This window comes from Haloarcula sp. CBA1122, assembly GCF_009741785.1.
Classification (GTDB): domain Archaea; phylum Halobacteriota; class Halobacteria; order Halobacteriales; family Haloarculaceae; genus Haloarcula; species Haloarcula hispanica.
In genome coordinates, this window is sequence record NZ_WPCB01000009.1 from 1 (window position 1) to 26,189 (window position 26,189).

Below are 26,189 nucleotides of genomic sequence, written 5' to 3' on the forward strand. Positions count from 1 at the left end.
CGACGCCGGTGCCGGATGACGACCCGGCGGGTGTCCCGGACGACTGGGCGGGGGGCGACGACGCGGCCGAAACCGGCCGGGACGGCCCGTTCGTCACGACGAGCGAGGGCGTCGCCGTGCCGGACGAGGGGACGGTGGACCGCGTTCAAGACGCACTCCGGGCCGCCGAACGGGGCCTCATCGTCGCCGGGCCGGCCGACCAGGGACTCAGTGCCGACTCATTGGAACGACTGGCATCTGCCACTGGTTTTCCGGTCCTGGCGGACCCGCTGTCGGACCTGCGGTTCGGTCCCCACGTCGACCGACTCGACGTGCCGGTCTGTGGCGGCTACGACGGCTATCTCGGCAGCGATAGCGTTGAGCAGTGGGGTGACCCTGATGTCGTCGTCCGCTTCGGCGCGTCGCCGACCTCGAAGCCGCTGCGGCAGTACCTCCGGGACGCCGACTGCCGGCAGTTCCTCGTCGACCCGACCGGCGGCTGGTCGGAGGCCGAATTCACGGCGACGGACCTGCTCGTTGCCGACCCCGACGCCACCGCGGATGCGCTCGCGGGCGAGACACTGGATGGCGTTGCAGCGTCGTGGCGCGAACAGTTCGCCAGGGCGGAACGAGTTCACTGGGACGCCGTTGACGATACCACCGCGGAAACCTACTGGGAAGGCGGCGTCCTCTCTGACGTGGCCGCGCTGGCCCCGGACCCGGCCACGCTGTTTGTCTCCAACAGTATGCCGATACGGGACATGGACCGGTTCGGCCGGCCCCGTGACGCCGACCTGACCGTGCTTGGAAACCGCGGGGCGAGCGGGATCGACGGCATCACCTCGACGGCGCTCGGGGCCGGCAGCGCGACGGCGGACCCGCTCGTGCTCGTCACCGGCGACCTGGCGTACTACCACGACATGAACGGCCTCCTCGCGCTCGGTCGCTGTGCGGTGGACGCGACGGTCGTCCTCATCAACAACGACGGCGGCGGCATCTTCCACATGCTCCCAATCGATGACCACCCCACCTTCGAGGACCAGTTCCGAACGCCACACGGGCTCGATTTCGAGCCGACGGAGGCGCTCTACTCGCTGGAGTTCGAGCGGGTGGCCGACCGCCGGCAGTTCCGCGAGCGGTTCGCCGAGTCGGTCCGGGCCGATGGAACACAAGTCATCGAGGTCCAGTTCGACGCGGGCGACAGCCACGCGGTCAGAGACCGGCTTGCCGAACAGGTCGCCGAAACCCTCGCTGGCGACTGATTTTCAGAGCCGCAACACGGACGCCGTCAACAGCGACAGTCCGAACGGGAGCCACGTCCCAGACAGCGCGAGCGCCCCGATGAGCGAGAACGCGCTGATGTTCAGCGTGACCAGCAGCACCGTCGTCGTCAGGCTCCAGCTCCCGAATACCATGATCGCGATAGTGGGCTCGGACTGGAGATAGCCGATCATGAAAAGGGTACAGACCCCGATTGTCAGGTTGACCCACAGCGGGAACGCCGGGAGCAGCGCGCTGAACAGCATCACCGGATAGAGCGCAAAGGTAATGGCAAATAGTGTCAGCCCCCGGCCGGTTGGCTTCTCCAAAAGCGATCCGCGGGAGGGAGTGTCGGTCTGGCGGACAGAGTACGCGGACGACGAACTCCAGGTGGCACCGCCGCCGGCGTTGTCGCTGAAGCCACTGGTCGCGGTGGTTCCGGATTGCCAGCCCGAATCTGACTCAGACGCTGTCGCCGTCTCGCTGGTCGTTTCGCTCGATTTGTCGTCGCTCGACGACGCCTCGGTGTCGTCCGTCGAGCGCTCGTGTCTGTCCTCTGCGACGCGGTCCCTGGCGGCCCGTTCGCGGCGTGCCCGCTCCCGGGCGCTCGTCCGAGATGTACTGCGGTCAGTGCTCGCTTCGGCCCGGTCGCCGGCCGACGCAGACCCGTCGTAGCCCGCGCGCCGTGCCGCTTCGGCCGCGTCACTGCCGCCGCCGTCCGCTATATCGCTCTCGCCCGCGACGTAGGCGTCGTGACCCACCCGGTCGTATCGCGCCCGCTCGTCCTCGTCGGTGAGTACGTCGCGGGCTTCGATGAGTCGCTGTGTCGCCTCGCCGGCGTCGGCCGCGTCGCTCACGTCGGGATGGGTTTCCTTCAGCCGCTCCCGGTACGCCGCTTCGATAGCCGCCGTCGAGGCGTCGGTTGAAACGCCCAGTACCTCGTAGAACGTCTCCGTCATGCCGGGCGTAACACCTGTAAGCGCGCGACCGACGTTCGCTGCCAGCTACCGCACTCAATCACTCGTTCTCGACGCCCCCTTCGGTCTCCGTACCGCGTTCGTACGACTCGGACGGTCGCTGGTAGTCTCCAGCGGATCCAGACCCAGCCGACTCCGACTCACGGGCGCGCGCTGTCGCAAGTCGTTCCAACGCCGTCGCGATCCGTTCAAGCGTGAGAATGAACCGTACGACCAGATACAGGAGCCAGGGGACCACAGCCACGATCAGTCCGAGCAGAATCTGCTGGACGATGATGAGACTGTACAGGACAACAACGATGGAGAGGCCCGCGAGTATCCCCACCATTGCTTTCTTGTTCGATGTGGAGGGCATCGCTAGTCGGTTCAGGTGCGCGACACCAAAGGGTTTCCTCCGCTGTGGTAGCACGTACGAGGAATCTTTTTGCGAGGGCCGTCCCGAGCCACGGTATGGTCTCTGAAATATTCGACCCGGAGCGGTGGACGGCCATCGACCGGTTCGACTTCGCCGACATCACCTATCACCGCTCGACCGACACGGGCGCGGTGCGTATCGCCTTCGACCGACCGGGGAAGCGCAACGCCTTCCGCCCGGAGACGGTCGACGAACTCGCGACGGCACTGGATCACGCCAAGCGCCAGACTGACGTGGGCTGTGTCCTCCTGACCGGGAACGGCCCCTCAGAGAAGGACGGCGGCTGGGCGTTCTGTGCCGGCGGGGACCAGAGCATTCGGGGTGAAAGTGGCTACGAGTACAGCGGGTCCGAAGAAACAGATGAGAGCGACGGCGTGGCAGACGACGCGCCAGAGAACGTCGGCCGCCTCCACATTCTCGAAGTCCAGCGTCAGATCCGCCACATCCCAAAGCCCGTCGTCGCCGTCGTCCCGGGGTGGGCCGTCGGCGGCGGCCACTCGCTGCACGTCGTCTGTGACCTCACGCTCGCCAGCGAGGAGCACGCGAAGTTCCTCCAGACGGACCCCGACGTGGGGAGCTTCGACGGCGGCTTCGGCTCGGCGTATCTCGCTCGGCAAGTCGGCCAAAAGAAGGCCCGGGAAGTGTTCTTCCTCGGCAAGACCTACGATGCCGACGAAGCCGCTGACATGGGAATGGTCAACGACGTGGTGCCCCACGAGGACCTGGAAGACACCGCCATCGAATGGGCCAAGCGGATGAACGAGAAGTCACCGACGGCGATGCGGATGCTGAAATACGCGTTCAATCTCGACTCCGACGGGATGGTCGGCCAGCAGGTGTTCGCCGGCGAGGCGACGCGGTTGGCGTACATGACCGACGAGGCCCAGGAAGGACGGGACGCGTTCAACGAAGGGCGCAAGCCGGATTTCGACGACGTGCCGTGGCACTACTAACGGGCGCGGGCAGTTTCGGGACGATACCGCCAGCGACGGTCAGTCCTCGTAGGCGAGGGTCATGACCCACTGCGAGAAGGTGTCGTCGTGGGGGTCCACCTCTTCGTCGCCGATGAACGGCGAGAGCTGGTCACCGGCCATCAGAAGCGAGAAGTCGAGGTCGCGGGCCGCGGGCGTCAGGTAGTACGTGTTGTGCCCCTCGTACACCGTCTCCTCGCGCTGGATGAGGTCCTTCTCGAACAGGGACTCGACGATGCGACTCCCCTTCCGCGAGGAGACGTCGAGTTCCTTCCAGAAGTCGCTCTGGTGGATGCCACCGGACTCCCGAATCAGTTCGAGCCCGGCCCGCTCGCCGTCAGAAAGGTCCGCCTCCGACGCTGCTGAACTCATGTATTGTGTACACCGTGAGTCGGCCGCTTAAATCTGACCTTCGACCGGGCGGTAGGGCGTCCGGCACGGTGGCCCATCTGCGTACCGGTACTCCCTGTCGGCACCCAGCGTGATGAGCGACGACGACCGCGTCCCAAATCCGTCACCGTGGACGCAGACGCCGTACTCGTGGTCGCTGATGGTTTCGCCTGCCCGGTCAATCCATTCGCCGGCGGATTCACAGGGCTCCGGAACCAGCGCCTCGCGCAACCGCGTCGCGTTGTTCGCTTGCTCCTCGCCCGCGTCGGGCCGATGGGCCGGAATCCGGTAGTCGCCGTCCGCCCCGACGTTGACGACGACGTGGACGCCGGGCTGGAAGTTCCGGACTGCGAGTTGGCCGTCCCATTCTAGCAGGACGGCGGCGTTCTCGTCGGCTAGCAGGAGATTGAAACCCGAATACTCGGCGTCCCTGGTCGCCTGTTCGACGGCGCGGGCAGCGGACTCCGCGCTCTCGTGACTCAGCGTGTCCCGGACGAGGAGCCCGCGCGAGCGCTCGCCGGCCAGGTCGGCGTCGACCCAGCGGTTCGTCACCGCCGCCAGCAGCCCCTGCTCGTTGTAGCCGATCCACGTCCCGTCGGCCTCCTCGTCGGCCGGCGCGACGACGTGACTCCCCCAGTGGCGCTGTTGTGGCGGCTGCGATGGCCTTTCAAGCCGCTCGTCGCGGTTCGCCGCGACCGCGACCGGCGTGCCGTCGAAGACCTGCCACGCGAGGACGATTGTACACACGGGACTGCATAAACTGCGGACGTAGAAAACCGCTTGGCTCGGCATCCCGAACTACCGGATCGAGTCGCTCGGTTCGTCATCCTCGGAAAGAAGCGACCGAACGGCGGACCGGTCGACAGTCCCGGACGCCGTCCGCGGAAGCGCGTCGGCAATCCGAACCGTCTTCGGGACTTCGTACGGCGCGAGTCGCTCGGCGCAGTGGTCGCGAACCGCCGCGGGCGAGATGTCCCCGACGACCAGCGCGGCGACGCGCTGGCCCCATTCCTCGTCGGAGAGCCCCACGACGGCAGCTTCGGCAACTGCTGAATGGTCACGAATCGCCGCGGCGACCGTGCTCGCGTCGACGTTCTCCCCGCCGGTCACGATCTGGTCGTCGACGCGGCCCTCGACCCAGAGGTGGCCGTCCGCGTCCCGGTAACCGATGTCGCCGGTCCGGAAGCCGTGGTCGCCGAACGCGCCGCCGTCGCCGTTCAGGTAGCCCGGTGTCACCGTCGGGCCGTCGACGACGATTTCTCCTCGCTCGCCGGAGTCGCAGGGTTCGCCGTCCGCGACGACCGTTACGTCAGTGAAAACGAGCGGCTGGCCGACGGTTCCGGACCGCTCGAATGCTGTTTCAGGCCGTGCTGTCGCTATCTGGGACGCCGTCTCGGTCATCCCGTAGGTCGGACAGACAGGAACGCCCCGCTCCCGACATCGCTCGATGAGGCTCTCGCTGGCCGGCCCGCCACCGAGCAGGACGAAGCGGAGCGAAGACGGCGGTTCCCAGCCAGCGTCCAGCAGCCGCGAGAGCATCGTCGGCACCAGCGAGACGCCCGTTACCGCCCGGTCGGCGATGACCTGCTGTGTCGTTTCGGCGTCGAACGACCGCTGAACGACAACGGCGGTGCCATACAGCGCGCTTCGGACGAACGGAGCCAGCCCGCCCATGTGGTAGGTCGGTAAGCAGACCAGCCAGCGGTCATCCGGAAGCACGCCGAGGCGGTACGACGACGCGACGGCGCTAGCGACGAGGTTGCCGACGGTCAGTCGGACGCCTTTCGGCTCGCTGGTCGTCCCCGAGGTGAAGATGACCAGCTGGGTGTCCGTGCGGGAGAGGGGTGCCGGGGTCACGTCGGTGGCTGTTTCACCAGCCGAACCCGCCGCTGCTGTCTCGTCGGCGACGGCAGCCGCTGACAGTTCCCTGTCGACCGAAACGGTGGGACAGCCGTCGATGTCGGCCGCCAGCGACGCGGTGCCGTCTCCACAGACCAGCAGGTCCGCGTCAACTGTCGAGAGCTGGCTTTGGAGCGTCGCCGCGTCGAGTTCGACGTTCAGCGGCGCGAGTGTCGCCCCCAGTCGCATCGCCGCAAACAGGAGCGTCCCGACTGCGGCCGTGTCGGCAGGAGCGTCGCGACGGTGGCGTCCGGGGCGTCGACCCGCCGGTCGAGTTCGGCAGCCACCGCATCGACGGCAGCATCGAGTTTCCGGTAGGTGACCGCGTTCCCGGAGGCCGCCGCGACCATCGCCGTTCGGTCGGGTGTCGTGTCGGCGCGGTGCGTTACGAGGTCCTGTGTCGGCCAATTGAGGGGGTCACGCATCGGTCCCCACCTCTGTCGGATCGATTCCCAGACCGGTCGACTGGGGGACCGACATCGCACCATCCGTTACTGTCGTCGGGTCCGTCGCGAGGTCGGCCGCCAGTCGGTCGCCGGTCGCCAGACCGCACGCGGCCACGTCGGGAATCGCGGCGGCGACGTGCAGCGCCGCAAGGCGGGCAACGACGGCGTCGATGGTCGTCGTGACGACCGGCTCGACACCCTGTTCGCGTGCCCGGAGTGCCAGCGTGTGGGCGTTGCCGGGGCCGCCCAGCACCATCGGCTTCAGTATCAGCACGTCGGCTGCGTCGGCATCGAGGACGCTGTCGACCCGGCGGTCGACGAGGGACTCGTCGAGCGCAACGCCGACCCCGTTGCCTCGAAGCCCGGCGTGTCCCGTGAGGTCATCGGCCGGGAGTGGCTGTTCAACGTAGGCCACGTCCAGCGGTGCGAGCCGGTCGAAGGCGTTAGCGGCCTCCTTGCGGGACCACGCGCCGTTGGCGTCGGCGCGAAGCGTCACGTCGTCGCCCACGCGCTCACGGACGGCCCGAACGCGCGCGACATCTTCATCAACGGTGTGCTTTCCCACTTTGAGCTTACAGCAGTCGTAGCCGGCCTCGACCGCCTGCTCGACGGCGTCGGCTGTCTCGGCCGGTGACCCGTCGCCGACCGTCGCGTTGACCGGGACCCGGTCGCATCGCCTGTCGGGCTCGAACCACTGGTACAGCGGCACGCCGTCGGCTCTGGCGTCGGCGTCCAGTAGCGCGGTCGCAAAGCCGTGTCGGGCGGCGGGGACGGACGCGGCGTCCAGCGACAGGAGAATGTCGGTGTGGCCGCCGTCAATTGCAACCGTGGCAGCGTCGTTGAGCCCGCGCCGACAGTCGTCGACGGACTCAGTCCAGCCCGGAAGCGGCGTGGCTTCGCCGACGCCGGTTTCGCCGCGGTGGTCGTAGCGGACGACGAACCCCGAGCGCTGGCTGATGGTCTCGCGGGCGGTGGCGAGCGGACTCGACAGCGGGAGCGAGAACGGGTCGACCTTCATAGTAGCTGTGGGACGGCGAGTCCCAGCGCGAACAGGACGGAGTGGACAAAGAGTGTCTGCCCGACCCGTTCGAGTGTCGGATTCAGTGCCTCGCCGTCGGTCTGTGTGAGGACTGTCTTCGAAATAGTCGCCGCCAGTGGGAGGGTCAGCAGCGGGGCCAGTGCGGGCAGACCGTATCGGCTGTCGAGGGCGAACACGACCGGGACGACGTAGGCCATCCCGACCATCAGGAGGAACTCGACGCGGCTCCACCCGTAGCCCAGATAGACGGCCAGCGTCTTCTTGCCCGTGGCGCGGTCCGTCTCCCGGTCGCGGATGTTGTTGACGACGAGAATCGCGGTCGACAGGCCGGCCGCCGGGAGACTCGCTGTAATGGCGGCGGCAGTGACCGACCCCGCCGGAAGCGTCATCGGGAACGTGCCGACGCCGCTTGCGCTCGCAACGGCCTGCACGTAGTACGTGCCGGTAACAGCGACGAGGCCGAAGTAGACGAACACGAACAGATCACCCAGACCGCGGTAGCCGTAGGGGAACGGACCGCCGGTGTAGAGAATCCCGGCGGCGATACCCGAGAGGCCGACGACGACGATGGGAAGGCCGCCGACGGCGACGAGATAAACACCGATGACGACGGCGAGCCCGTAGGTCGCGATCATCGCTCGTTTGACTTCGTCGGCGTCGATGAGACCGCCAGCGGTCACGCGGGTAAACCCCTCGCGCTCGTCGGTGTCGGCCCCCTTCACCGCGTCGTAGTAGTCGTTCGCGAAGTTCGTACCTATCTGGATGAGCAGCGCGCCCACCAGCGCTGCGACCGCCGGCAATGGAGCGAAGACGCCGGCGTGGACTGCCAGCCCCATCCCGACGATGACCGGCGCGGCCCCGGCAGGTAGTGTCTGTGGCCGCGCGGCCATCACCCACGCCTGCCGCTTCGAGACGTCCGCCGTCGCTGTACTCATTGGTGAAATCTGGGGACGCTATCCCCAAAGCGACTGCGGTTCGACCGATACCCGAAATATGACCCGTCGCGTGACAGCAAGATCAGGGGTGTATCACAACCACTTTATCATGATTAACCATACGATAGTCTGAGATGCATAAGCCACTGCTGACCACGGATTTTCTCGACCGTGCGCGGGAATACTACGGGGACAAAGAGGCTGTCGTCGCCACGACCGGTGAACGCTTCACGTACGACGAGTTCGGGGAGCGAGCCGACGGGTTCTCGGCGGCGATGGCCGCCCGTGGCATCGAGAAGGGGGACCGGGTGGCCGTGCTGGACCCGAACACGCACTACCAGCTCGAAGCGGCCTACGGGACCATGCAACTGGGTGCGGTCCACACGCCGCTGAACTATCGGCTCGTGCCGGACGACTTCGAATATATCCTCTCGGACGCCGAAGTCGACGCCGTTTACGCGGACTACGAGTACGCGGACAAGATCGAGCCGATCCGTGACGAGGTGCCCACCGACATCTTCGTTACTAACGACACGGATGCCGTCGACGCGACTGGGAGTCCTTCGACGAAATCATCGAGGAGGCGGGAACCGACTACGAGCGGCCCGAGATGGACGAGGACGACCTCATCACCATCAACTACACCTCGGGGACCACCGGCGACCCGAAGGGCGTCTGCCGGACCCACCGGACGGAGACGCTCCACGCGTACATTGTCGCGCTCCATCAGGAGATCTCGGACGACGACGTGTACCTCTGGACGCTGCCGATGTTCCACGTCAACGGCTGGGGCCACATCTTCTCGGTTACCGGCATGGGCGCGAAACACGTCTGTACCCGCGGCGTTGACGCCGAGGGCATCTTCGACGCCGTCAGGACCGAGGACGTCTCCTATCTCTGTGGCGCGCCGACGGTGCTGAACATCCTTGCGGACCGCTACGAGGACCATGACGGGGAGATCGAGACGACCGGTGCCAACGACGTGCGCATCGCGACGGCCGGCAGCGCGCCGCCGGAGGCCGTCATCCGAACCGTCGAGGACGACTTCGGCTGGTACCTGAAACACGTCTACGGCGCGACCGAAACCGGCCCGCTCGTCACGACCTCGGACGCTCGCCGCTTCTTCGAGGACGGCAGCGACGCCCGCTTCAGCGTCAAGAAGCGCCAGGGCATCGGCTACCTCGGGACCGATGTCCGGGTCGTCGACGAGGACGGCAACGACGTGCCACATGACGACGAGACGCTCGGGGAAGTCGTCGTCCGCGGCAATCAGGTGATGGACCGCTACTGGAACAAGCCCGAACAGACGGAGGAGGCCTTCTCCGACCGCGTCGAGGGCTACTACCACATGGGAGACCTGGCGACAGTCGACGAGGACGGGATGATCGCCATCCGCGACCGCAAGAAGGACATCATCATCTCCGGCGGCGAGAACATCTCCAGCATCGAACTGGAGGACACCCTCTACGAACACGACGCCGTCAGCGATGTCGCAGTTATCCCCGCGCCGAGCGACGAGTGGGGCGAGACGCCGAAGGCCTTCGTCGTCCCGAACTCCGGTGACCCCGACAACCCGGGCGTGACGGCCGAGGATCTCCGGAACTTCACCCGAGAGGAACTGGCAACCTACAAAGTCGTCCGCCGCGTCGAGTTCGTCGAGGAACTACCCACGACAGCGACCGGGAAAGTCCAGAAGTACGAACTCCGCGAACAGGAGTGGGAAGACGAGGACGAGATGGTCGGCCAGGGATAGAAACAGCCAACAGACGGAAAAACATCAGAAAGGTGTAATATTCTTCGGGACGAGATATAGTCCAGACTGACCATTAACGGCGTCGATATGTCACCTTCTGAGTACAGAGACGGTCTTTTAATTCGGCGTCCTGTAATGTGTGACTACTGGGCAAAGTTATGACTGATATCGCTGGGACGATGCGTATTCTCCACGTCGACGACGAGCCGGGATTCGCCGACATGACGGCGACGTTTCTCGAACGCGAGGACGACCGGCTGGACGTGCAGGCCGCGACGAGCGTCGCGGCGGGACTGGAAATCCTGACCGACACCGACATCGACTGCGTCGTCTCCGACTACGACATGCCTGACCGGAACGGGATCCAGTTCCTCGAAACCGTTCGCGAGGAGTACGGTTCGCTCCCCTTCATTCTCTACACCGGCAAAGGCTCGGAGGAGATCGCCAGCGATGCGATTTCGGCCGGTGTCACCGACTATCTACAGAAACAAAGCGGCACCGACCAGTACGCGGTGCTCGCGAACAGAATCACGAACGCTGTGGAGTCACAGCGCGTCAAACGCGAGCGCAACCGCCAACTCGACGCCATCGAGACCGCACAGGAAGGAATCAGCATTCTCGACGAAGACGGGACGTTCATTTTCGTCAACGAAGCCTACGCCGACCTCTACGGCTACGAACCGGACGAGATGGTCGGTGAGCACTGGGAGCTACTGTATCAGGCGGAGGACATCCCGCGAATCTACGACGAGATCGTCCCGACTGTCGATGAAACTGGGTACTGGAGTGGGACGACGACCGGGCTCCGTGCCGACGGGAGCACGTTCACGGAAGACCACGTACTCGCCCGGACCGACCGCGGTGAACTGGTCTGTACTGTCCGGGATATCTCCGACCAGCGAGACGGCGAAGAGGAACTTTCCCGGATCAAACGTGCCATGGACGAGGCACCGGTCGGGATCACGATTACCAGCCCCGAACAAGATGATAACCCGATCACCTACGCCAACAGGCAGTTTCTGGAACTGACCGGCTACACGGAGTCGGAGGTGTACGGCCGTAACTGCCGGTTCCTGCAGGGTGAGGAGACCGAGTCAGAGCCAGTCGACGCGATGCGAGCGGCCATCGACGCGGACGAACCCGTGTCGGTCGAACTCCGGAACTACCGGAAGGACGGAACGATGTTCTGGAATCAGGTGACTATCGCCCCAGTCCGCGACGACGACGGAACAGTCGTCAACTACGTCGGGTTCCAGCAGGACATTACTGAACGGAAGGAACACGAACACCGCCTCAGAGCTCTCAGTGAGTCTGTACAGAACCTCCTTCAGGCAGACACACGCGAGGAAGTCGCCGAGATCGGCGTCGACACGGCGTGCACTGTGCTCGGGCTCGAAGCGAACACGATCCACCTCTACGACGAGGGCGACCGGACCCTCGAACCGGTCGCCGCGTCCGACGCGATATACGACCTGCTAGACGATTTGCCGACCTTCACGCCCGGAGGCAGCATCGCGTGGCGTGTCTACGAGTCCGGCGACGCGCTCGCCGTCGATGACGTCCATGCCGACCCCGACATCTACAACCCGGACACGCCGATCAAGAGCGAGCTATATCTCCCGCTCGGCGAGCACGGAATCCTGCTGGCCGGTTCGGAGACGGCCGCGGCGTTCGACCAGCGGGACGTCGTCCTCGGTGAGATCCTGGCCGGACACGTCACCAGCGCGCTCAAGCAGGTCGAAGGGACCGAACAGTTGCGCGACCACCAGCAGGAACTCGAACAGCACAACGACCGGCTCGAAGCGTTTACCAGCGTCGTCTCCCACGACCTGCGGAATCCGCTGACCGTCGCCGAGGGACGACTGGAACTAGCACGCGAGGAGTGCGAGAGCGAGCATCTGGCCGCTGTCGAGCGGGCACACGAGCGGATGGACACGCTGATAACGGACCTGCTCACGCTGGCACAGGACGGGGAGACGGTGACCGACCGCGAACCGGTCGCGCTCGCATCGCTCGTGGAAGATTGCTGGACGAACGTCGAGACAGCCGATGCCACGCTCGTCACCGACATCGACCGGACCGTCCTGGCAAACGAGAGCCGTCTGAAACAGCTATTCGAGAACCTCGTTCGGAACGCGGTCGAGCACGCCGGGGCGGACGTAACCGTGACGGTCGGGGCGGTAGACGACGGGTTCTACGTCGCGGATGACGGCCCCGGCATCCCCGAAGCCGACCGAGACACCGTGTTCGAAGTCGGCTACTCGACGAGCACGGAGGGGACCGGGTTCGGGCTGAGTATCGCCCGGAAGGTCGCGGAGGCCCACGGCTGGGAAATCAACGTTCGCGATAGCGCGGACGGTGGTGCACGCTTCGAGGTTACCGGTGTCTCGTTTGACGAGATGTAGCGACTGGCGGGGAGTCCTGTCGGGATCTTGCTGGCACCCACTGGGAGCCGGTCGTCGCCCCGCCACTGTTCGACGGTGGGGTGACGCTATCTATCTTGAGGAGATGTCACTGCCCCGTTCGTCCGCAAAAACGTCGGCAAGTCGTGTTCCGTTAGTCTTCGAGCGCGTCGGCGATGCGGTCGAGCGAGCGTCGCATGTCGTGGACTTCGTCCCGGAGCTTTCGCATCTCACGGGTAAGTTCCTCGTTGTCGTTGCCGCCCGATTCCTCGTGCTGCCCTGGCGGGCCGCCGCCCATGCCGCCGGGGCCGCCCGGACCGGGACCGCCGGGGCCGCCGCCCATCATGCCGCCCATCATCTGCGCGAAGGGGTTGCCCCGCCCATACCGCCGGGGCCGCCGCCACCGCCCATCATTTCTTCCATGCGCTCTTCGCGGCTCATCTCGTCGCCGTCGCCCTCGCCTTCTTCGCGCTCCTCGGCGCGCTGCTGTCGGATCTCCTCGACCCGCTCGCGGAAGGACTTCTCCTCGCCGCCGTCCTCGGTCGCGTCCGCCGATTCGTCAGCGTTTTCGGGTTCATCGTCTGCCATACGCCCGGTTTTGGTTGGCCCGCTGAAAAGGGTTGTCGTCCGAAGACAGGCCGCGTAAACGGCCGGCCAGCGGGGGACGCTGGTCCGGAGAATCGCGCTGTCTTCGGGGGGTTCGTCGCCCCGATACAGTTAGCCGGACTCATATCAGCGATGGCGCTGCAACTCGCCTGAGACCTCGGAACACTGAAACGGCGACTGCGGGCGCTTGATATGGGCGGTGCCGGCTCAGGCGAGCCGTCGGACCAGTACCGAGAGGCCGAGGCCACAGGCGAGCACCACGGCGAGGTTGAACGCCGCGTTGAAAAGCGGTCGATACCGGTCAGTGACGAACGTATCAATCGCCGACGACGCGGAGAAGTAGAACTGCAGTGTCGCGATGAGCGCAACGAGCGTGAGAATAGCGAACACTGCCCACTGCGCGTAGACAGCTATTGCCGGACCGGAGTCGTCGTCCGACTCGTCAACAGTATCGCCGGTCTCCGCGTCGATATCCTGTGCCACTGTGTCGGTATTGGAGGTATCACTCATTGGTCTGTCTCCGTGCGATGAGGAGCGCGCTTGCGAGGACCGCAATCAGTCCGATCAGCGCCGTGAAGCCGGGACCTTCCCCGGCCGCGGTCTGCTGTGGTCCGTCCATCTCTCGTTCTTCGGGGCGGTCCTGCTCGAAGTCGCTGGACTGGAAGCCGACTTCCTGTCGGGTTTCGTTCTCCTGGAGACGCTCCGTCGGATGGAGGTTCGCCGGGGAGCTCTCCGTCCCGACGATGACGCTGTCGGAGAGCAGCATACCGTCGAGCCAGTAGTTGTAGCCGTCAGGCACCGTCAGTTGGGTTCTGACGATCTCAGTCCGACCGGGTCGAATCTGGCCGACCCGCACGGTCGACTCGTCGGCGATGACGTTCGAGTCGGCCTGCCGCGCTCGGAGCCGGAGCGAGAGGTCATCAGACGGGTCGTTGCCGGCGTTCGTGACGTACACTGAGACGTTCAGTGTCGTCCGGTTGTCCGAGACGCCGTCGATTCGGTAGGTGATGGAATCGAGCGGGACGCCGGCGTTCTCGAACCGCTGGAAGGTCACGGTACTGCGGGCGTACGCCGGCGTGAGCGCGTCGACGTTCTGAACCGACTGCTGACCGGTCTCGACGCGGTTCCCGTCCTCGTAGACGATTGTGTCGATGCGATAGCCGCCCGCGCGCTCGACCGTGATGTTCGACCGCACCGATACCTCTCGTTCCCCTTCGATTGTGCCGACCGACTGCCGCGTCGTCGTCGCGACGAGGCCAGTGTCCGCGTCGATGGCCCGCGTCTCGACGGTGACGTTCTCGGCGGGACCGCCGCGGTGCGAGAGCCGAGCGTCGATAGAGAGCGTCACTGTCTGGCCGTCGACCGACGCCGGTTCGATGGTCGTCTCGCGGAGGTCGAGATAGCTCTCGCGAACGTCGTCCTGTGGTTCGGAGAGCGCGCCGGGGACCGCTGTTGCACCGATGAGCATGGTCAGGACGACCACGACCACGCCACCGGTCAGGAGGGTTTCACGTCGCACACGAGGATGGGCAACAGCCGCCACTAAATGTCTTCTGCACGGACAAGTACGGATTACAGCGACGCCAGTCTCGCGTGTTACCTGAACGCACCGAGACTCGACTGGAGGTTGCGGTCCGTTCCGCCGTCTGTGAGTTCGTAGCCGACGAGCTGTCGGAGGTCGACGGCGTAGACGCTGCTGTTGTTCTCAAGCACAGCGACTCGCCCCTTCGTCCCCCGGACAGTCCCCGTCGCCAGGGTTTCGGCCATCGGACGGTCCGAAAGGGACAGGTCGTACTCGAAGTCGTAGGTCGCCAGCGGGTCGTAGCGCTCACAGAGCGACGCCCACCAGTCCGTGTCGACGGACTGGTCGAATCCCGATATCTTCGTGGGAACTCTGACCCGGTCTCCCAACTCAACGGCGATGTCGGCCTCGACTTGCCGGGCGATACGGCCGTCGGCGACGGTCCGGAGGTGGGCGGCCCTGTCAGCCCCCTGCTCACGGAGCCGTGTTTCCAGCCGCCAGGAGCGGGTGACGCCGACCTTGATGACATCCGGCGCGAACGCCGCCAGATACACCGCGTGTTCCTCGTCGCAGGTGTCGAGGGGCTTGTTGCAGTCACCGGTACAGCGGGCACACGGCCAGATGTCGGTGTGTTCCGGGCAGTACGGCGCAGAGTCATTGTCGCAGTGAAAATGTCGGTCGCCGTCGACCGCGCCGGCGCAGTGGCGCTCCCCGAGCGTATAGGAGAGTTCGGTTCCCGGGTCAAGTCGCTCAGTAGTGACGCTCCCGCCCTCGGCTAACAGGAGCGCGGCGTGTTCGTCGACCCGCGCATGGTAGCCCACGACCTGCACGTCCGGCGGTTCGGTGCGGAGCCGCAAATGGCTGCCGGGACGACGTTTTTGTGTTTGTCTGTCATATCTCCCGACATGGCAGACCTACAGCTCCGAAGTCCGGCCTTCGACGACGGCGAGCGCATCCCCGAGGAACACGGCTACTCGGCAGCGAACACGAACCCCCCGCTGGAAGTCGAGAACGTCCCGTCAGCCGCGTCGTCGCTCCTCCTCATCGTCGACGACCCGGACGCCGAGGAGCCGGCCGGGAAGGTGTGGGACCACTGGCTCATCTGGAACATCCCGCCGGATATCGACCGGATTCCAGAGGGATGGGCACCCGACGAGGCCACAGAGGGACAGAACGACTTCGGCGAGGTCGGCTGGGGCGGTCCGAGCCCGCCGGACCGGGAGCACACGTACCGTTTCCTGCTGTACGCGCTAGACACGACGCTCGACCTCTCCCCGGCAGCGGACAAGGACGACGTGTACGACGCGGCCAGCGGCCACGTCGTCGAAAAAGCACAATTAAACGGTACGTACCCGGCCTGACGCCGCGCTCAGAGTTCTTCGAGTAGTTCGCGGGTCGACTGCCGCACCGCGTCGTCGCTCGACTGTTCGGGCTCCCAGCCCAGCGCCGAGAGCTTGTCGACGGAGAGGCGCATTCGCGGCACGTCACCCGTCCAGCCGCGGTCACCGCCGGTGTACTCGTACTCGGGGTTGATGCCCATCTCGTCGGCGACGATGCTGGCGATGCGGTCGACTGACGTGGTGGTCCGCGTCCCGAGATTGAACACGTTGTGGTCCTTGTCGGCGTGTTCGACGGCGAACAGCATCGCGTCGATGCACTCGGAGATGTGCATATAGGACTTCTCTTGACGGCCGTCACCGAGAATCGTCAGCGTCGACGGGTCCTCGGTGAGCTTCTCGATGAAATCAGGAATGACCGCGCCGCGCAGGCGGGGGCCGACGATGTTGGCGAAGCGGAACACCCACGACTGGATGTCGTGGCTGTGGGCGTACGTCGAGACGAGCGACTCCTCGGCGAGTTTCGTCGCGCCGTAGACGCTGATTGGTTCGAGCGGCGCGTAATCCTCCGGAGTCGGCCGCGGCGCTTCGCCGTATACAGTAGATGACGACGTAAACACGAGGTTCTCGACGCCGACTTCCTGCATCCGTTCGAGGATGTTGTAGGTGATGTCGCTGTTGTCCTCGAACTGTCGGCGGGGCGTGTCCGTGTCGACCAGTTTCGACGCCGCGAGGTGGACGACGAGGTCGACATCGCTCGTGATGGCCTCGGCGACGACGTCGGGGTCGGTGAGGTCACCATCCAGATAGGTCGCGTCCTCATGGACCCACTCGGATTGCCCGTTCGCTTCGTTGTCGACGACCACTACGTCGTTGTCCGGACCGAGGCGCTCGACCAGATGCGACCCGATAAAGCCCGCCCCGCCGGTGACGACTATTCGCTTCTCTGATACGTCCATAGGTGCGATGCTTCCCATGCGAGAAAAAACGTTGTGGTCGCGGCCGATTCCAGGGGAATCCGTACCCCAGTAACGGATGACAACGTCGTTTTATAGCTTCCCCTGTGAGAGTCGGCTATGACTCGATTCACTCGTCGCGGGCTGCTGGCGGCCACCGTCGGCACTGTCGGCGCGATGGCCGGCTGTGCCGGCGGTAGCTCGGAGTCGGAATCAGCCGGGACAACGGAGACGCCGACGCCCCTCCCGGGCCAACCGCTCTCAACGCCGGTTGCGGGCGACCCCGGGGCCGACGTGACCGTTGCGGTGTACGAGGACTACGCCTGTCCACATTGTGCGACCTACTCGGAATCCGTTTTCCCGCAACTCCGCGACGACTACCTCGCTGACGGAACCGTCCGCTACGAGCACCACGACTTCCCGATTCCGGTCGACGAGGAAGTCTCGTGGCAGGCCGCAAGCGCCGCGCGCGCCGTGCAGGACAACGTCGGCGCGGCGGCCTTCTTCACGTATTCCAAGCGCCTATTCGCGAACCAGAACCAGCTGGGCCCGGACACCTACGCCGAACTGACGGAGGGACTGGACGTCGACGGCGAAACGGTTCGAGCGGCCGCGACGGGGGAACTGTACCGCCCGACAGTCTCCGGCGACCGCGATGCCGGTATCGACCGTGGCGTCCAGGGGACGCCGACCGTGTTCGTCAACGACGAGCGGGTCGAGTGGAGCGAAATCGCCTACGAGCCGGTTCGGTCGGCTATCGAAGCGGCACGGAGCGACGGATGAAAGAGTCGCCGCAGGTGACGGTGCTTCGACTGGGCCACCGGCCCGGCCGGGACGAGCGGATGACGACCCACGTCGGTCTCACCGCACGCGCGCTCGGGGCTGACAAAGTCGTGCTGGCCAACGCCGCTCGCAATCAGGCCGACACGGTGATAGACATCACCGACCGCTTTGGCGGCCCCTTCGACGTGGCCTCGACAGAGAAACCGAAGCGGCTCATCCGTGATTTCGAGGGCCGCGTGGTCCACCTGACGATGTACGGCGAACCGGTGCAAGATATCGAGGGTGATGTCCGCGAGGCCCACGCCGAGGAACCGCTGCTGGTCGTCGTTGGCGCAGAGAAGGTCCCGTTCGAAGTGTACGAACACGCCGACTGGAACGTCGGCGTCACCAACCAGCCACACTCCGAGGTCGCTTCCCTGGCCGTCTTCCTCGACCGCCTCTTCGAGGGCCGGGAACTGGACCGCGAGTGGGAGAACCCCGAGAGAGTCGTCGTCCCGCAGGAAACCGGCAAACGAGTCGTCGACCCCGACGAGTAGCGATACCCACGCAGTTGTGCCGCGGGCCTTTTATCGCTCGACGCTAACTGTGGTGCAGATGTCGCGTCATAACGTGTTGCTCGTCGTCGCTGACAGTCTCCGCGCCCAGAGCACCTCCGTACTGGGCTATCGCCGGGAGACGACGCCCTTTCTTGACGCCTTTGCCGAGGAGGCGACGGTGTACACGCAGGCTCGCAGCCCGAGCAACTGGACCGTCCCCAGCCACGTCAGCATGTTCACGGGCCACGAGACCCACGAACACGGCGTCGACCACACCGCTAGACTCGACGCCGGCCACACAATCTTCGAAGAACTGGCTGAAGCGGGCTATGACACGGGGTTGTTCTCCGACAATCCGTTCCTGACCGACCACGAGTCAGGGCTCGACGAGGTGTTCCAGACGGCGGTCGGCTCGCCCGAGCAGTATGACTCGGCCTACGAGACGAACGGCTCGCTGGGCGACTGGCCAAACGGCTTCTGGTACGCCGACCGAACGCTGGAGTGGATTGACGAGCGTGAGAACGAGTGGGCCGCCTGCATCAATCTGATGGACACCCACCGCCCGTACGAACCGCTCGCCGACTACGACGAGTGGAGCGACGAGCGCTCCCGCGAACTCCAGGAGTCGATGGGGTTCAAGTGGCACTGGGAGTTCCTCTCCGGGAACCTGTCGCTTGGCTTTGCCGGCATTCTCGAACAGATATACGACGGCGCGGTCCGGCAGGCCGACGCCATCTTCGAGACACTGATCCGCGGACTGGACGAACAGGGCGTCCTCGACGACACGCTGGTCGTCTTCGCCGGTGACCACGGCGAGGGCTTCGGCGAGCCAACGGCAATCCTCGAGGAACCGCCGGCCGTCAGCCACCGCATCGGGACTCACGACAGTATGTATCACGTCCCACTCGTCGTCCGTGCCCCCGGCCAGCGGGAGGGACACCGCGTCACCGATCTGGCGACGCTCAGCCGGTTCCCCGACGCCGTCCGCGCGATGGCACTCGGCGACGGCAACGCGGACGGCCCGGCGTTCGCCTCGCCGAACGGAACCGTCGTCGCGTCCCAGGCCCCCATCGGCCCGGCGATGCGCGAGGAGGCCGAACGGGTCTGTGGCGACGCCGCACCCTTTGCGAAGCACGCCCGACTGGTCTACCACGACCGGCCCGGCGACGAGGTCCGAAAGCGGGCGGCGTGGGGCGACAGCGCTCACGAATCCGTCATCAAGGGCTGTGGCGGCACGGCCGAGGACAGCGATATCGCCGCCGCCGTCGTCCGGAACCACTTCGACAGCGACCGGTACGCCGACGTGGATATCGCGACGCTACTCGATGGCTACACCGAGTTCGAGGACGCGTCCGACACACAGTTTGCCGGGGCGCTCGACGACCGGCTGGAGGCACTTGGTTACAAATGACAGCACCCCACACCGAACTAGTCCTCGTAGTCGCAGCCGACGAGAACAACGTCATCGGCCTGGACGGCGGCGTCCCCTGGCACTATCCCGAGGACGTGCGCCAGTACAAGGACCGCATCGCGGGTCACCCGGTCATCCTCGGCCGCCGGACGTTCGATTCGATGGACCCGCTAACTGACTGCTACACTGTCGTTCTGACGACCGATGATAGCCGGAGCGCCGACTCCGAGACGGTCGAGTACGCCACGACGCCGCAGATAGCCGTCGATGCCGCCGCCCGCGCTGGCGCAACCGAAGCGTTCGCTGGCGACGACTCAGCCGAACCGAGCGACTCGCCACCCGTCACCTACGTCATCGGTGGCGAGGCGGTGTACGACCTGTTTCTCCCGTTTGCCGGCCGGATTTTTCTCAGCCGCATCCACGAGCGAAACGAGGGGGACCGCTACTTCCCGGACCTGGGAGCGGAATGGACGGAATTGTCCCGGGAGTTCCACGACGGGTTCGACGTTATCGAATACGAACAGGCGTCGCCGCGACCGCTCGACGACCTCTGACTGTTCATCAGGGGAAAACCGACTAGAGTTGTCACTGTCTGGGAAATCACAGCTATTAAAGTAATACAAGTGACTAGTATATTGTAACAACTCGCGATGCTAGACAAAATCAAAAAATCCGTATCGGACGTACTCTCGGGTGGGAAACGGCAGTCGGACAGCGGACCACAGGCCGGAGCAGTGACGGAGAAACGAGTCAAGGCCAGTTCTGCCGGGGATAGCGGTACGGACGCGGCCGACGGACCTGAATCGAATCTCTACGAGTGCCCCTCCTGTGACTCCGTCTTCGTCGCTATCGACAAAGAGACCTGTTCCTCCTGCCGGACCTCGGTCGAGAAAATCGAATAGCGGGGTTGTCGAGGTCGTCGCAACGGGTTCCAGTGCTGGTGGTATTACAAAGGGACTGCTGTCCGTCGTTGTGGCCCGTTTGCGGGCACATCGGGAACTCCCCGACAGCATCATGGCCCCGGCCTCTGCGTCAGCGTTCGAGAGAGGACGACCCGATGGTTTTAACCACATGACTCCCGGATGTGCGGGTAATGGCTTTTGAGGAACTCTTGGAGGACCCCGTCATACAGAAGTACCTCCACGAGCTGGTCGGACCGAAAGGGATGCCGGTCGCCGCCGCGCCGCCGGACGGCGAAGTGACCGACGAGGAACTGGCCGAGGAGCTCGGGCTCGAACTGAACGACGTGCGCAGAGCGCTGTTTATCCTCTACGAGAACGACCTCGCGACCTATCGTCGGCTCCGCGACGAGGACTCCGGGTGGCTCACGTACCTCTGGACGTTCCAGTACGAGAAGATCCCCGAACAACTGCAAGAGGAGATGCACCGCCTGCTCGACGGCCTCGAAGAGCGCCGCGAGTACGAGCGGGAAAACGAGTTCTACCTCTGTGAACACTGCGGCATCCGCTTCGAGTTCGGCGAGGCGATGGAGTTCGGCTTCGAGTGCCCCGAATGTGGCAACCAGGTCGAGACGATGGAGAACACCCGTCTCGTCACCGCGATGGAGAACCGCATCGAGGAGCTCAGAGACGAACTGAACGCTGACGTGGACGTGGAAGCCTGATGGTCGTCCTCGGTACAAAAGTGTACGTCGCCGGCGACGCCCGGGACCGTACGCTCGACGGCCTGCGCTCGATGGTCGGCAACGAACTCGGTGACCTCGACGTGGCGTACGACATCGGCCTCCGGGACGACGAGTTCCCGTCAGTGACCGTCGACGGCCCCGACGAGACGGTCGCGAAGAACCTGCTGCGCGAGGAGTTCGGCGAGATGGTCGCCGACCACGAGGACGGCGAGACGTACGTCGGAACGCTCGATAGCTGGGACGAGGACGGCTTCGTCCTCGATGTCGGCTTCGGGCAGACGGTCCGAATTCCGGCCGATCAGCTCGGTCTCGGGCAGGGGACGCCCAGCCAGATCCGGAAGCGGTTCGGACTGGTCCAGCACCTTCCGCTCCGGTTCGTCGCCGGCGACCCAGCACGCCTCGCGGAGGTCGAACAGGACCGACTCTACGAGTGGACCCGTGGCGACAACGGTCGTATCAACGCGAACAGCGTCACGCGCTCCGAGGCGCGTGCAACAGTTAACCGTGCCGGCCACGCACAGGACATCGTCACTGTCGAACGCATCGGCCTGTTAGAACAGAGCATCATCTGCAACCCGGACACCGACCCGCCGGGGCTGCTCGCCGACATCGGGCAGTACATGCCGTCGGAGCTGCTGGCAATCGTGCCCTGACTTTCGAGCTATGAAACGCCGCCATCTCCTGTTGGTCGCCGTTCTCGCACTGGTCGCCCTTTCGGGGTGTAGCGGCTTCTTCGGCTCCGAAGAGGTCGACCCGGAGCGGCTGAACGAGAACGCGAGCTACGACTGGAATACCTCGGCAGACGGAACAATCGTCATCGAGGAATCGAGATACACCGCCGTCTACGCCGTGGAGAACGAGACCTCATTTGACGTGTACACCGTCGACGGCCTCGGGCGCGAGCGGAGTGTCCCTATCAGTGCGCTTCGGTTCCGGTACGCGAACGGGACGGTCGTTAGCGCCGCAAACTCCTCGCTGAGCGCTTCGGAGAGTCGCCAGCGAACGACAGTCAATCTCTCCGGGAACGTCTCCGGAAAGGTGGGCTACTCGGTCGCTCGGACCGGCAAGCGCTTCGCTTCCCCCACGCTCGTCGAGGACGGCTCGTACACGGTCGTGCTCCCGCCCAACACTGGGGCCGGGATTCCGTTCCTCTCGCGAATCAGCCCGGGAGGCTACGAGTCGGAGACCGTCGACGGCCAGCAGGTCATCCGCTGGGACGAGGTGACCTCCGACCAGATTGTCGTCCGGTACTATCTTGACCGCGACCTGTGGCTGTTCGGCGGCCTGTCGGCCATCGCCATCGTCATCGGCGTCGTGGGGACGCTGTACTACTATCGGCAGTTGCAGGAAGTGATTCGCCGACGCAAGGAGGCCGGTATCGACCTCGAAGAAGAGGACGGTGACGACGACCCGCGGGACCGTGGTCCGCCGCCAGGGATGCGTTGAGGCCGGATCGAAAGCGAGATCCGACGCGTTTCGCAGGCGCTAACCGGGTCACTTTTTCGCGTCGGGCGTACACACACGGCTATGAGCAACGGGTGGTTCGCCGGGCTGGACCCGGACGACGACGCGGCCGCTGTCGAACAGATAGAGGCCGGGCGAGCCGACACGCCGGAGGACTGGCCACAGCAGGCAGTCGAGGCGGGGTTCGCAGACGACGAAGCGGACTACTACGACCGTCTGCACGAGGTGACGATGGCGGCCACCAGCGCGGCGGTCGCCGAACGAGAGGGCGCTGACGACCAGCAGCTCGTCCACGCGGTCCGGGCGATGGCCGACTGCGAGCGCACGGCAAACGAACTCGCCGAACGGGTCGCCGAGTGGGGCGGGAGCCGGCACGGTGATAGCGGGAGCGGCGTCGAGTACGCTCGCTCGCTGGCCGACCGAGACGACGAGGACGAGGGAGACACTGCCCTCCGGTCGCTCGCCGGGCAGACGGCCGAGCTGGCCGACGAAGCGGACTCGCTTCGGGCATACATCGAACGGACCGCGCCCGCCGTCGCGCCGAACCTCTCGATGCTGGCCGGGCCGGTGCTTGCGGCCCGCCTGATTTCACTGGCTGGCGGCCTCGAAGCGCTGGCGAAGAAACCGAGCGGGACGGTACAGGTCCTCGGCGCGGAAGACGCGCTGTTCGCACACCTCAAAGGGAACGCGCCGTCCCCGAAACACGGCGTCATCTTCACCCACGAGTACGTGCGCGGGACCCGTCGTGCGGACCGCGGGTCTGCCGCGCGGGCGCTGGCCGGGAAGCTCTCAATCGCCGCTCGCGTCGACCACTACAGCGGCGACCGTCGGCCGGACCTGCAGGCGGAACTCGACGGGCGTATCGAGCGGATTCAGGCCCGGGCCGAGGAGGGCGACGAATGACGCTCCCGACTGGCGTCGAGCGCCACGACTTCGACGGCGAGACGAGCCTCGCCACGCAGGGTCAGCCGGTGTACGGCGAGCGGACCGACGGCGACTGGCGGCGGTGGGACCCGCACCGCTCGAAGCTCGGCGCGATGCTCGAACAGGGGATGGACACCGGTCTGGAGGGCGGTGAGACCGTCCTGTACCTCGGTGCGGCGGCCGGGACGACCGTGAGTCACGTTGCCGATTTCGGCGGCCCGACCTACGCCGTCGAGTTCGCGCCCCGGCCCGTGCGGGAACTGCTGGACGCCGCGGAGAGCCGGCGGAATCTCTTCCCGCTGCTCAAGGACGCACGCAAGCCTGAGAGCTACGCCCACGTCTCGAACCGGTCGACGTCGTCGTGCAGGACGTGGCGACCAGGGGGCAGGCTCGGGTGGCGACGCTCAACAAACAGTTCTTGACTGACGACGGGCGGCTCCTCGCGGCTATCAAGGCCAGAAGCGAAGACGTGACCGCCGACCCCGACGCCGTGTTCGACAGTGTGCGTACGGAACTCAGCGCTGAGTACGAACTGCTTGAGACGGCGCGTCTGGACCCGTTCCACGAGGACCACCTCGGTATCGTTGCCCGGCCGCGAGAGGACTAGTTGGGATTGGTACTGCCCGCGATAATCGTCCGAGACGGAATCCAGTTGTGCGGGCTGAGCGGGCGGGGACGGAAGGCTTTACCGGGTCGATTCCGATGTGCTGAGTAATGGACGCGACGGGATCTGCCGAGCATTTTACCCGGATGGGGACGCTCGGCATCGAAGAAGAGTTCTACGTCGTCGACGAGTTCGGTCGCCCGACGTCTGGCACGGACGAACTCGTCTACGAGACGGAGCCGCCTGCGGTTCTCGACGGCCGGCTCGACCACGAACTGTTCAAGTGCGTTATCGAGACGCAGACGCCGCGTATCGACGACCCGGCGGACGCCGGGAAGCACCTTCGGTCAGTCCGGGATGCGCTGGTCGACCACGCCGAAGCGAACGGGTTCGGTATCGCCGCTGCTGGACTGCACCCGCTGGCGAAGTGGCGCGAACTCGAACACGCCGAGAAGCCCCGGTACAAGTCCCAGCTAGACCGAATCCAGTACCCACAGCACCGCAACACGACCGCAGGCCTGCACGTCCACGTCGGCGTCGACGACGCCGACAAGGCCGTCTGGGTGGCGAACGAACTCCGCTGGCATCTCCCGCTGATGCTTGCACTGTCGGCGAACTCGCCGTACTGGAACGGCTTCGACACCGGGCTGCAGTCCGCCCGCGGGAAGATATTCGAGGGCCTGCCCAACACCGGGATGCCGACAGCGTTCGACGACTACGACGCCTTCGAGACCTACGAACGGCGGATGCTCGAAACTGGTAGTATCGACGACCGCGGCGAACTGTGGTTCGACGTGCGACCGCATTCGGGCCACGGCACCGTCGAGGTACGTGCTCCGGACGGGCAAGCCGACCCGGACCGGGTGCTGGCCTTCGTCGAGTACGTCCGCGAACTCGTCGTCGATCTCGCCGAGCGCTACGAAGACGGGGAGTCCGGCCGGCGACTCCGCCGGGAGTTCCTCGACGAGAACAAGTGGCGTGCAATCCGCCACGGCCAGTCCGCAGAACTGATATCGCGTGACATCTCGACGACACGCTCGGTCGAGGAACTGGTCGAGATGGAGAGCGACCGGCTGGGTATCGACGGACTGTGGGAGCTGTACGACCGCGAAAGCGGGGCCGAGCGACAGCGCCGGCTTCGTGCGGAGGAGGGGGTCATGGCGCTCGCTGACTCGCTTCGCCTGTCCTGATCTGGGCTGTCGTCCGCGGCCGGACTTGCCTGCTCGATACTGCGGAGCGACAGGAGAGTCTGAGCCAAGGGTTTTTATCCAGCTGTAGCTTTTGTCCTCACAGAGACAACGCATGTCTGCAGACGACAACGATCACGACGACCTCGAGGACACAGGCGATGTCCGTGAACGAATCGAACAGGAGGCGGACCGCGCGGTCGAGCAGTTCGACGAAGGGATCGTCGACCTGCTGGCGTGGGTGCTCGACACGGAGACGCGGGCGCGGATCTACGTCCACCTAAGACAGCATCCCGAGAGCACCAGCGAGGAGATAGCCGAGGGGACCGGTCTGTATCCGAGCACGGTCCGCGAGGCTCTGGCGGCGCTCACCGAGGAGGAAGTCGTGACCCGCCAGAAGCGTGAGAGCGACGGCGCGGGCAACAACCCCTACGAGTACAGCGCTATTCCGCCGAGCGACCTCGTCAACACCATCGTCGGAGACATCCAGTCGGAACTGAACACGGTGTTCAACCTCGACGACCATATCGGCGGCGGCGAGACGACGCTGGAACCCGACGACGAGCCGGTAACGATTTCGGTCGAGGATGCGAACGACGGCACGAACGACACCGACGCAGCGAGGACACTGGCGACGAAGGAAACGGGTCCGAGGGCGGCGACGACGACGCCGACGTGTAGTCAAAACGGGTTCCTGCAAGCCGTTTCGCGAGTCGATATTACTAAACCTACCCGCGCCGTTGCCCGG

24 protein-coding genes and 5 pseudogenes are annotated in these 26,189 nt (G+C 65.4%); 17 read left to right on the plus strand and 12 right to left on the minus strand.

From position 1 onward, the window contains the following. Positions 1-1,241, plus strand: a 1,241-nt coding sequence (menD, locus tag GJ630_RS05270; protein WP_191449510.1) for a 2-succinyl-5-enolpyruvyl-6-hydroxy-3-cyclohexene-1-carboxylate synthase, incomplete at its 5' end; no start/stop codon positions are given. Between the two features lie 3 nt (positions 1,242-1,244). Here menD and GJ630_RS05275 read toward each other — a convergent pair. After that, the gene (locus tag GJ630_RS05275) at positions 1,245-2,198 is read right to left on the minus strand and encodes a J domain-containing protein (RefSeq protein ID WP_064288033.1); all 954 of its coding nucleotides are present in this window, start codon (positions 2,196-2,198) and stop codon (positions 1,245-1,247) included. Between the two features lie 58 nt (positions 2,199-2,256). Then, the gene (locus GJ630_RS05280; protein ID WP_044951827.1) at positions 2,257-2,571 is read right to left on the minus strand and encodes a hypothetical protein; all 315 of its coding nucleotides are present in this window, start codon (positions 2,569-2,571) and stop codon (positions 2,257-2,259) included. A gap of 95 nt (positions 2,572-2,666) precedes the next feature. Between GJ630_RS05280 and GJ630_RS05285 the strand changes: the two genes are divergently transcribed. Further along, positions 2,667-3,584, plus strand: coding sequence for a 1,4-dihydroxy-2-naphthoyl-CoA synthase (locus GJ630_RS05285; protein WP_191449511.1), 918 nt, complete (start codon positions 2,667-2,669; stop codon positions 3,582-3,584). A 39-nt stretch (positions 3,585-3,623) separates the two neighbouring features. Here the strand turns inward: GJ630_RS05285 and GJ630_RS05290 are convergent, their stop codons facing one another. The 5 genes and pseudogenes from GJ630_RS05290 to GJ630_RS05310 form a co-directional block, all read right to left on the minus strand. After that, positions 3,624-3,974, minus strand: coding sequence for a hypothetical protein (locus GJ630_RS05290; RefSeq protein ID WP_004517952.1), 351 nt, complete (start codon positions 3,972-3,974; stop codon positions 3,624-3,626). A gap of 27 nt (positions 3,975-4,001) precedes the next feature. After that, positions 4,002-4,739, minus strand: a complete 738-nt coding sequence (locus tag GJ630_RS05295) for an NRDE family protein (protein ID WP_371727018.1) — start codon at positions 4,737-4,739, stop codon at positions 4,002-4,004. Between the two features lie 51 nt (positions 4,740-4,790). Continuing rightward, a pseudogene (locus tag GJ630_RS05300) lies at positions 4,791-6,316 on the minus strand (AMP-binding protein). Next, entirely contained in the window at positions 6,309-7,355 is a 1,047-nt protein-coding gene (locus tag GJ630_RS05305; protein ID WP_191449513.1) for a mandelate racemase/muconate lactonizing enzyme family protein, read from the minus strand. Before GJ630_RS05305 ends, GJ630_RS05300 begins: the two are co-directional and overlap by 8 nt. Further along, positions 7,352-8,311, minus strand: coding sequence for a 1,4-dihydroxy-2-naphthoate polyprenyltransferase (locus GJ630_RS05310; RefSeq protein ID WP_064288037.1), 960 nt, complete (start codon positions 8,309-8,311; stop codon positions 7,352-7,354). The genes GJ630_RS05305 and GJ630_RS05310 overlap by 4 nt, the downstream gene beginning before the upstream one ends. Before the next feature lie 134 nt (positions 8,312-8,445). On the opposite strand from GJ630_RS05310, the pseudogene GJ630_RS05315 reads away from it, so the two are divergent. Next, positions 8,446-10,064, plus strand: a pseudogene (locus GJ630_RS05315) (long-chain-fatty-acid--CoA ligase). 158 nt (positions 10,065-10,222) lie between these two features. Continuing rightward, a complete protein-coding gene (locus GJ630_RS05320; RefSeq protein ID WP_191449514.1) occupies positions 10,223-12,469 on the plus strand; it encodes a PAS domain S-box protein in 2,247 nt (748 codons plus the stop codon). A gap of 151 nt (positions 12,470-12,620) precedes the next feature. On the opposite strand, the pseudogene GJ630_RS05325 reads toward GJ630_RS05320, so the two are convergent. From GJ630_RS05325 to GJ630_RS05340, 4 genes and pseudogenes are all read right to left on the minus strand, one after another. Continuing rightward, positions 12,621-13,054: pseudogene (locus tag GJ630_RS05325) on the minus strand (hypothetical protein). A 225-nt stretch (positions 13,055-13,279) separates the two neighbouring features. Continuing rightward, the gene (locus GJ630_RS05330; RefSeq protein WP_008309221.1) at positions 13,280-13,582 is read right to left on the minus strand and encodes a hypothetical protein; all 303 of its coding nucleotides are present in this window, start codon (positions 13,580-13,582) and stop codon (positions 13,280-13,282) included. Continuing rightward, positions 13,575-14,591 (minus strand): PGF-CTERM sorting domain-containing protein, encoded by a 1,017-nt coding sequence (locus tag GJ630_RS05335; protein ID WP_371727021.1) that lies wholly within the window; start codon positions 14,589-14,591, stop codon positions 13,575-13,577. The genes GJ630_RS05330 and GJ630_RS05335 overlap by 8 nt, the downstream gene beginning before the upstream one ends. Before the next feature lie 77 nt (positions 14,592-14,668). Further along, positions 14,669-15,451, minus strand: a complete 783-nt coding sequence (locus GJ630_RS05340; RefSeq protein WP_191449515.1) for a DUF2797 domain-containing protein — start codon at positions 15,449-15,451, stop codon at positions 14,669-14,671. A gap of 48 nt (positions 15,452-15,499) precedes the next feature. Between GJ630_RS05340 and GJ630_RS05345 the strand changes: the two genes are divergently transcribed. Next, positions 15,500-15,955 (plus strand): YbhB/YbcL family Raf kinase inhibitor-like protein, encoded by a 456-nt coding sequence (locus GJ630_RS05345; RefSeq protein WP_023843259.1) that lies wholly within the window; start codon positions 15,500-15,502, stop codon positions 15,953-15,955. A gap of 8 nt (positions 15,956-15,963) precedes the next feature. Here GJ630_RS05345 and GJ630_RS05350 read toward each other — a convergent pair whose 3' ends face one another. Continuing rightward, complete coding sequence (locus GJ630_RS05350) at positions 15,964-16,890, minus strand: NAD-dependent epimerase/dehydratase family protein (protein ID WP_191449516.1); 927 nt, start codon at positions 16,888-16,890, stop codon at positions 15,964-15,966. Positions 16,891-17,007: 117 nt separating this feature from the next. Here GJ630_RS05350 and GJ630_RS05355 point away from each other — a divergent pair, with 117 nt between their 5' ends. The 12 genes and pseudogenes from GJ630_RS05355 to GJ630_RS05410 all read left to right on the plus strand — a co-directional run bounded on the left by GJ630_RS05355 (position 17,008) and on the right by GJ630_RS05410 (position 26,122). Continuing rightward, a complete protein-coding gene (locus tag GJ630_RS05355; protein ID WP_151146302.1) occupies positions 17,008-17,670 on the plus strand; it encodes a thioredoxin domain-containing protein in 663 nt (220 codons plus the stop codon). Next, on the plus strand, positions 17,667-18,206 hold the full coding sequence (locus GJ630_RS05360; protein ID WP_050007209.1) for a tRNA (cytidine(56)-2'-O)-methyltransferase: 540 nt from the start codon (positions 17,667-17,669) through the stop codon (positions 18,204-18,206). The genes GJ630_RS05355 and GJ630_RS05360 overlap by 4 nt, the downstream gene beginning before the upstream one ends. A gap of 58 nt (positions 18,207-18,264) precedes the next feature. Then, complete coding sequence (locus tag GJ630_RS05365) at positions 18,265-19,617, plus strand: sulfatase (RefSeq protein ID WP_191449517.1); 1,353 nt, start codon at positions 18,265-18,267, stop codon at positions 19,615-19,617. Then, positions 19,614-20,171, plus strand: a complete 558-nt coding sequence (locus GJ630_RS05370) for a dihydrofolate reductase (RefSeq protein ID WP_050007210.1) — start codon at positions 19,614-19,616, stop codon at positions 20,169-20,171. The genes GJ630_RS05365 and GJ630_RS05370 overlap by 4 nt, the downstream gene beginning before the upstream one ends. Before the next feature lie 96 nt (positions 20,172-20,267). Next, positions 20,268-20,519 (plus strand): hypothetical protein, encoded by a 252-nt coding sequence (locus GJ630_RS05375; RefSeq protein ID WP_014040333.1) that lies wholly within the window; start codon positions 20,268-20,270, stop codon positions 20,517-20,519. A 191-nt stretch (positions 20,520-20,710) separates the two neighbouring features. Further along, entirely contained in the window at positions 20,711-21,241 is a 531-nt protein-coding gene (tfe, locus tag GJ630_RS05380) for a transcription factor E (protein WP_004592762.1), read from the plus strand. Then, positions 21,241-21,915: a DUF2110 family protein gene (locus GJ630_RS05385; protein WP_014040334.1), complete on the plus strand. Its 675-nt coding sequence runs from the start codon at positions 21,241-21,243 to the stop codon at positions 21,913-21,915. The genes tfe and GJ630_RS05385 overlap by 1 nt, the downstream gene beginning before the upstream one ends. A gap of 10 nt (positions 21,916-21,925) precedes the next feature. Next, positions 21,926-22,708, plus strand: coding sequence for a DUF5803 family protein (locus tag GJ630_RS05390; protein WP_014040335.1), 783 nt, complete (start codon positions 21,926-21,928; stop codon positions 22,706-22,708). 81 nt (positions 22,709-22,789) lie between these two features. After that, positions 22,790-23,629 (plus strand): NOP5/NOP56 family protein, encoded by an 840-nt coding sequence (locus GJ630_RS05395; RefSeq protein ID WP_014040336.1) that lies wholly within the window; start codon positions 22,790-22,792, stop codon positions 23,627-23,629. Next, positions 23,626-24,257 (plus strand): annotated as a pseudogene (locus GJ630_RS05400) (fibrillarin-like rRNA/tRNA 2'-O-methyltransferase). Before GJ630_RS05395 ends, GJ630_RS05400 begins: the two are co-directional and overlap by 4 nt. Before the next feature lie 107 nt (positions 24,258-24,364). Continuing rightward, on the plus strand, positions 24,365-25,444 hold the full coding sequence (locus GJ630_RS05405; RefSeq protein ID WP_146417233.1) for a glutamate--cysteine ligase: 1,080 nt from the start codon (positions 24,365-24,367) through the stop codon (positions 25,442-25,444). Positions 25,445-25,556: 112 nt separating this feature from the next. Further along, positions 25,557-26,122: pseudogene (locus GJ630_RS05410) on the plus strand (helix-turn-helix domain-containing protein). Positions 26,123-26,189: the final 67 nt, after the last annotated feature.

What these genes read in the sequence shown, in the direction of transcription:
- GJ630_RS05310 (WP_064288037.1), bottom strand. Translation starts at nt 8,311, where the DNA reads ATGAGTACAGCGACGGCGGACGTCTCGAAGCGGCAGGCGTGGGTGATG.
- GJ630_RS05360 (WP_050007209.1), top strand. Translation starts at nt 17,667, where the DNA reads ATGAAAGAGTCGCCGCAGGTGACGGTGCTTCGACTGGGCCACCGGCCC.
- GJ630_RS05390 (WP_014040335.1), top strand. Translation starts at nt 21,926, where the DNA reads ATGAAACGCCGCCATCTCCTGTTGGTCGCCGTTCTCGCACTGGTCGCC.
- GJ630_RS05280 (WP_044951827.1), bottom strand. Translation starts at nt 2,571, where the DNA reads ATGCCCTCCACATCGAACAAGAAAGCAATGGTGGGGATACTCGCGGGC.
- GJ630_RS05370 (WP_050007210.1), top strand. Translation starts at nt 19,614, where the DNA reads ATGACAGCACCCCACACCGAACTAGTCCTCGTAGTCGCAGCCGACGAG.
- GJ630_RS05385 (WP_014040334.1), top strand. Translation starts at nt 21,241, where the DNA reads ATGGTCGTCCTCGGTACAAAAGTGTACGTCGCCGGCGACGCCCGGGAC.
- GJ630_RS05320 (WP_191449514.1), top strand. Translation starts at nt 10,223, where the DNA reads ATGACTGATATCGCTGGGACGATGCGTATTCTCCACGTCGACGACGAG.
- GJ630_RS05375 (WP_014040333.1), top strand. Translation starts at nt 20,268, where the DNA reads ATGCTAGACAAAATCAAAAAATCCGTATCGGACGTACTCTCGGGTGGG.
- GJ630_RS05405 (WP_146417233.1), top strand. Translation starts at nt 24,365, where the DNA reads ATGGACGCGACGGGATCTGCCGAGCATTTTACCCGGATGGGGACGCTC.
- GJ630_RS05330 (WP_008309221.1), bottom strand. Translation starts at nt 13,582, where the DNA reads ATGAGTGATACCTCCAATACCGACACAGTGGCACAGGATATCGACGCG.
- GJ630_RS05355 (WP_151146302.1), top strand. Translation starts at nt 17,008, where the DNA reads ATGACTCGATTCACTCGTCGCGGGCTGCTGGCGGCCACCGTCGGCACT.
- GJ630_RS05285 (WP_191449511.1), top strand. Translation starts at nt 2,667, where the DNA reads ATGGTCTCTGAAATATTCGACCCGGAGCGGTGGACGGCCATCGACCGG.
- GJ630_RS05365 (WP_191449517.1), top strand. Translation starts at nt 18,265, where the DNA reads ATGTCGCGTCATAACGTGTTGCTCGTCGTCGCTGACAGTCTCCGCGCC.
- GJ630_RS05345 (WP_023843259.1), top strand. Translation starts at nt 15,500, where the DNA reads ATGGCAGACCTACAGCTCCGAAGTCCGGCCTTCGACGACGGCGAGCGC.
- GJ630_RS05350 (WP_191449516.1), bottom strand. Translation starts at nt 16,890, where the DNA reads ATGGACGTATCAGAGAAGCGAATAGTCGTCACCGGCGGGGCGGGCTTT.
- GJ630_RS05275 (WP_064288033.1), bottom strand. Translation starts at nt 2,198, where the DNA reads ATGACGGAGACGTTCTACGAGGTACTGGGCGTTTCAACCGACGCCTCG.
- GJ630_RS05290 (WP_004517952.1), bottom strand. Translation starts at nt 3,974, where the DNA reads ATGAGTTCAGCAGCGTCGGAGGCGGACCTTTCTGACGGCGAGCGGGCC.
- GJ630_RS05305 (WP_191449513.1), bottom strand. Translation starts at nt 7,355, where the DNA reads ATGAAGGTCGACCCGTTCTCGCTCCCGCTGTCGAGTCCGCTCGCCACC.
- tfe (WP_004592762.1), top strand. Translation starts at nt 20,711, where the DNA reads ATGGCTTTTGAGGAACTCTTGGAGGACCCCGTCATACAGAAGTACCTC.
- GJ630_RS05395 (WP_014040336.1), top strand. Translation starts at nt 22,790, where the DNA reads ATGAGCAACGGGTGGTTCGCCGGGCTGGACCCGGACGACGACGCGGCC.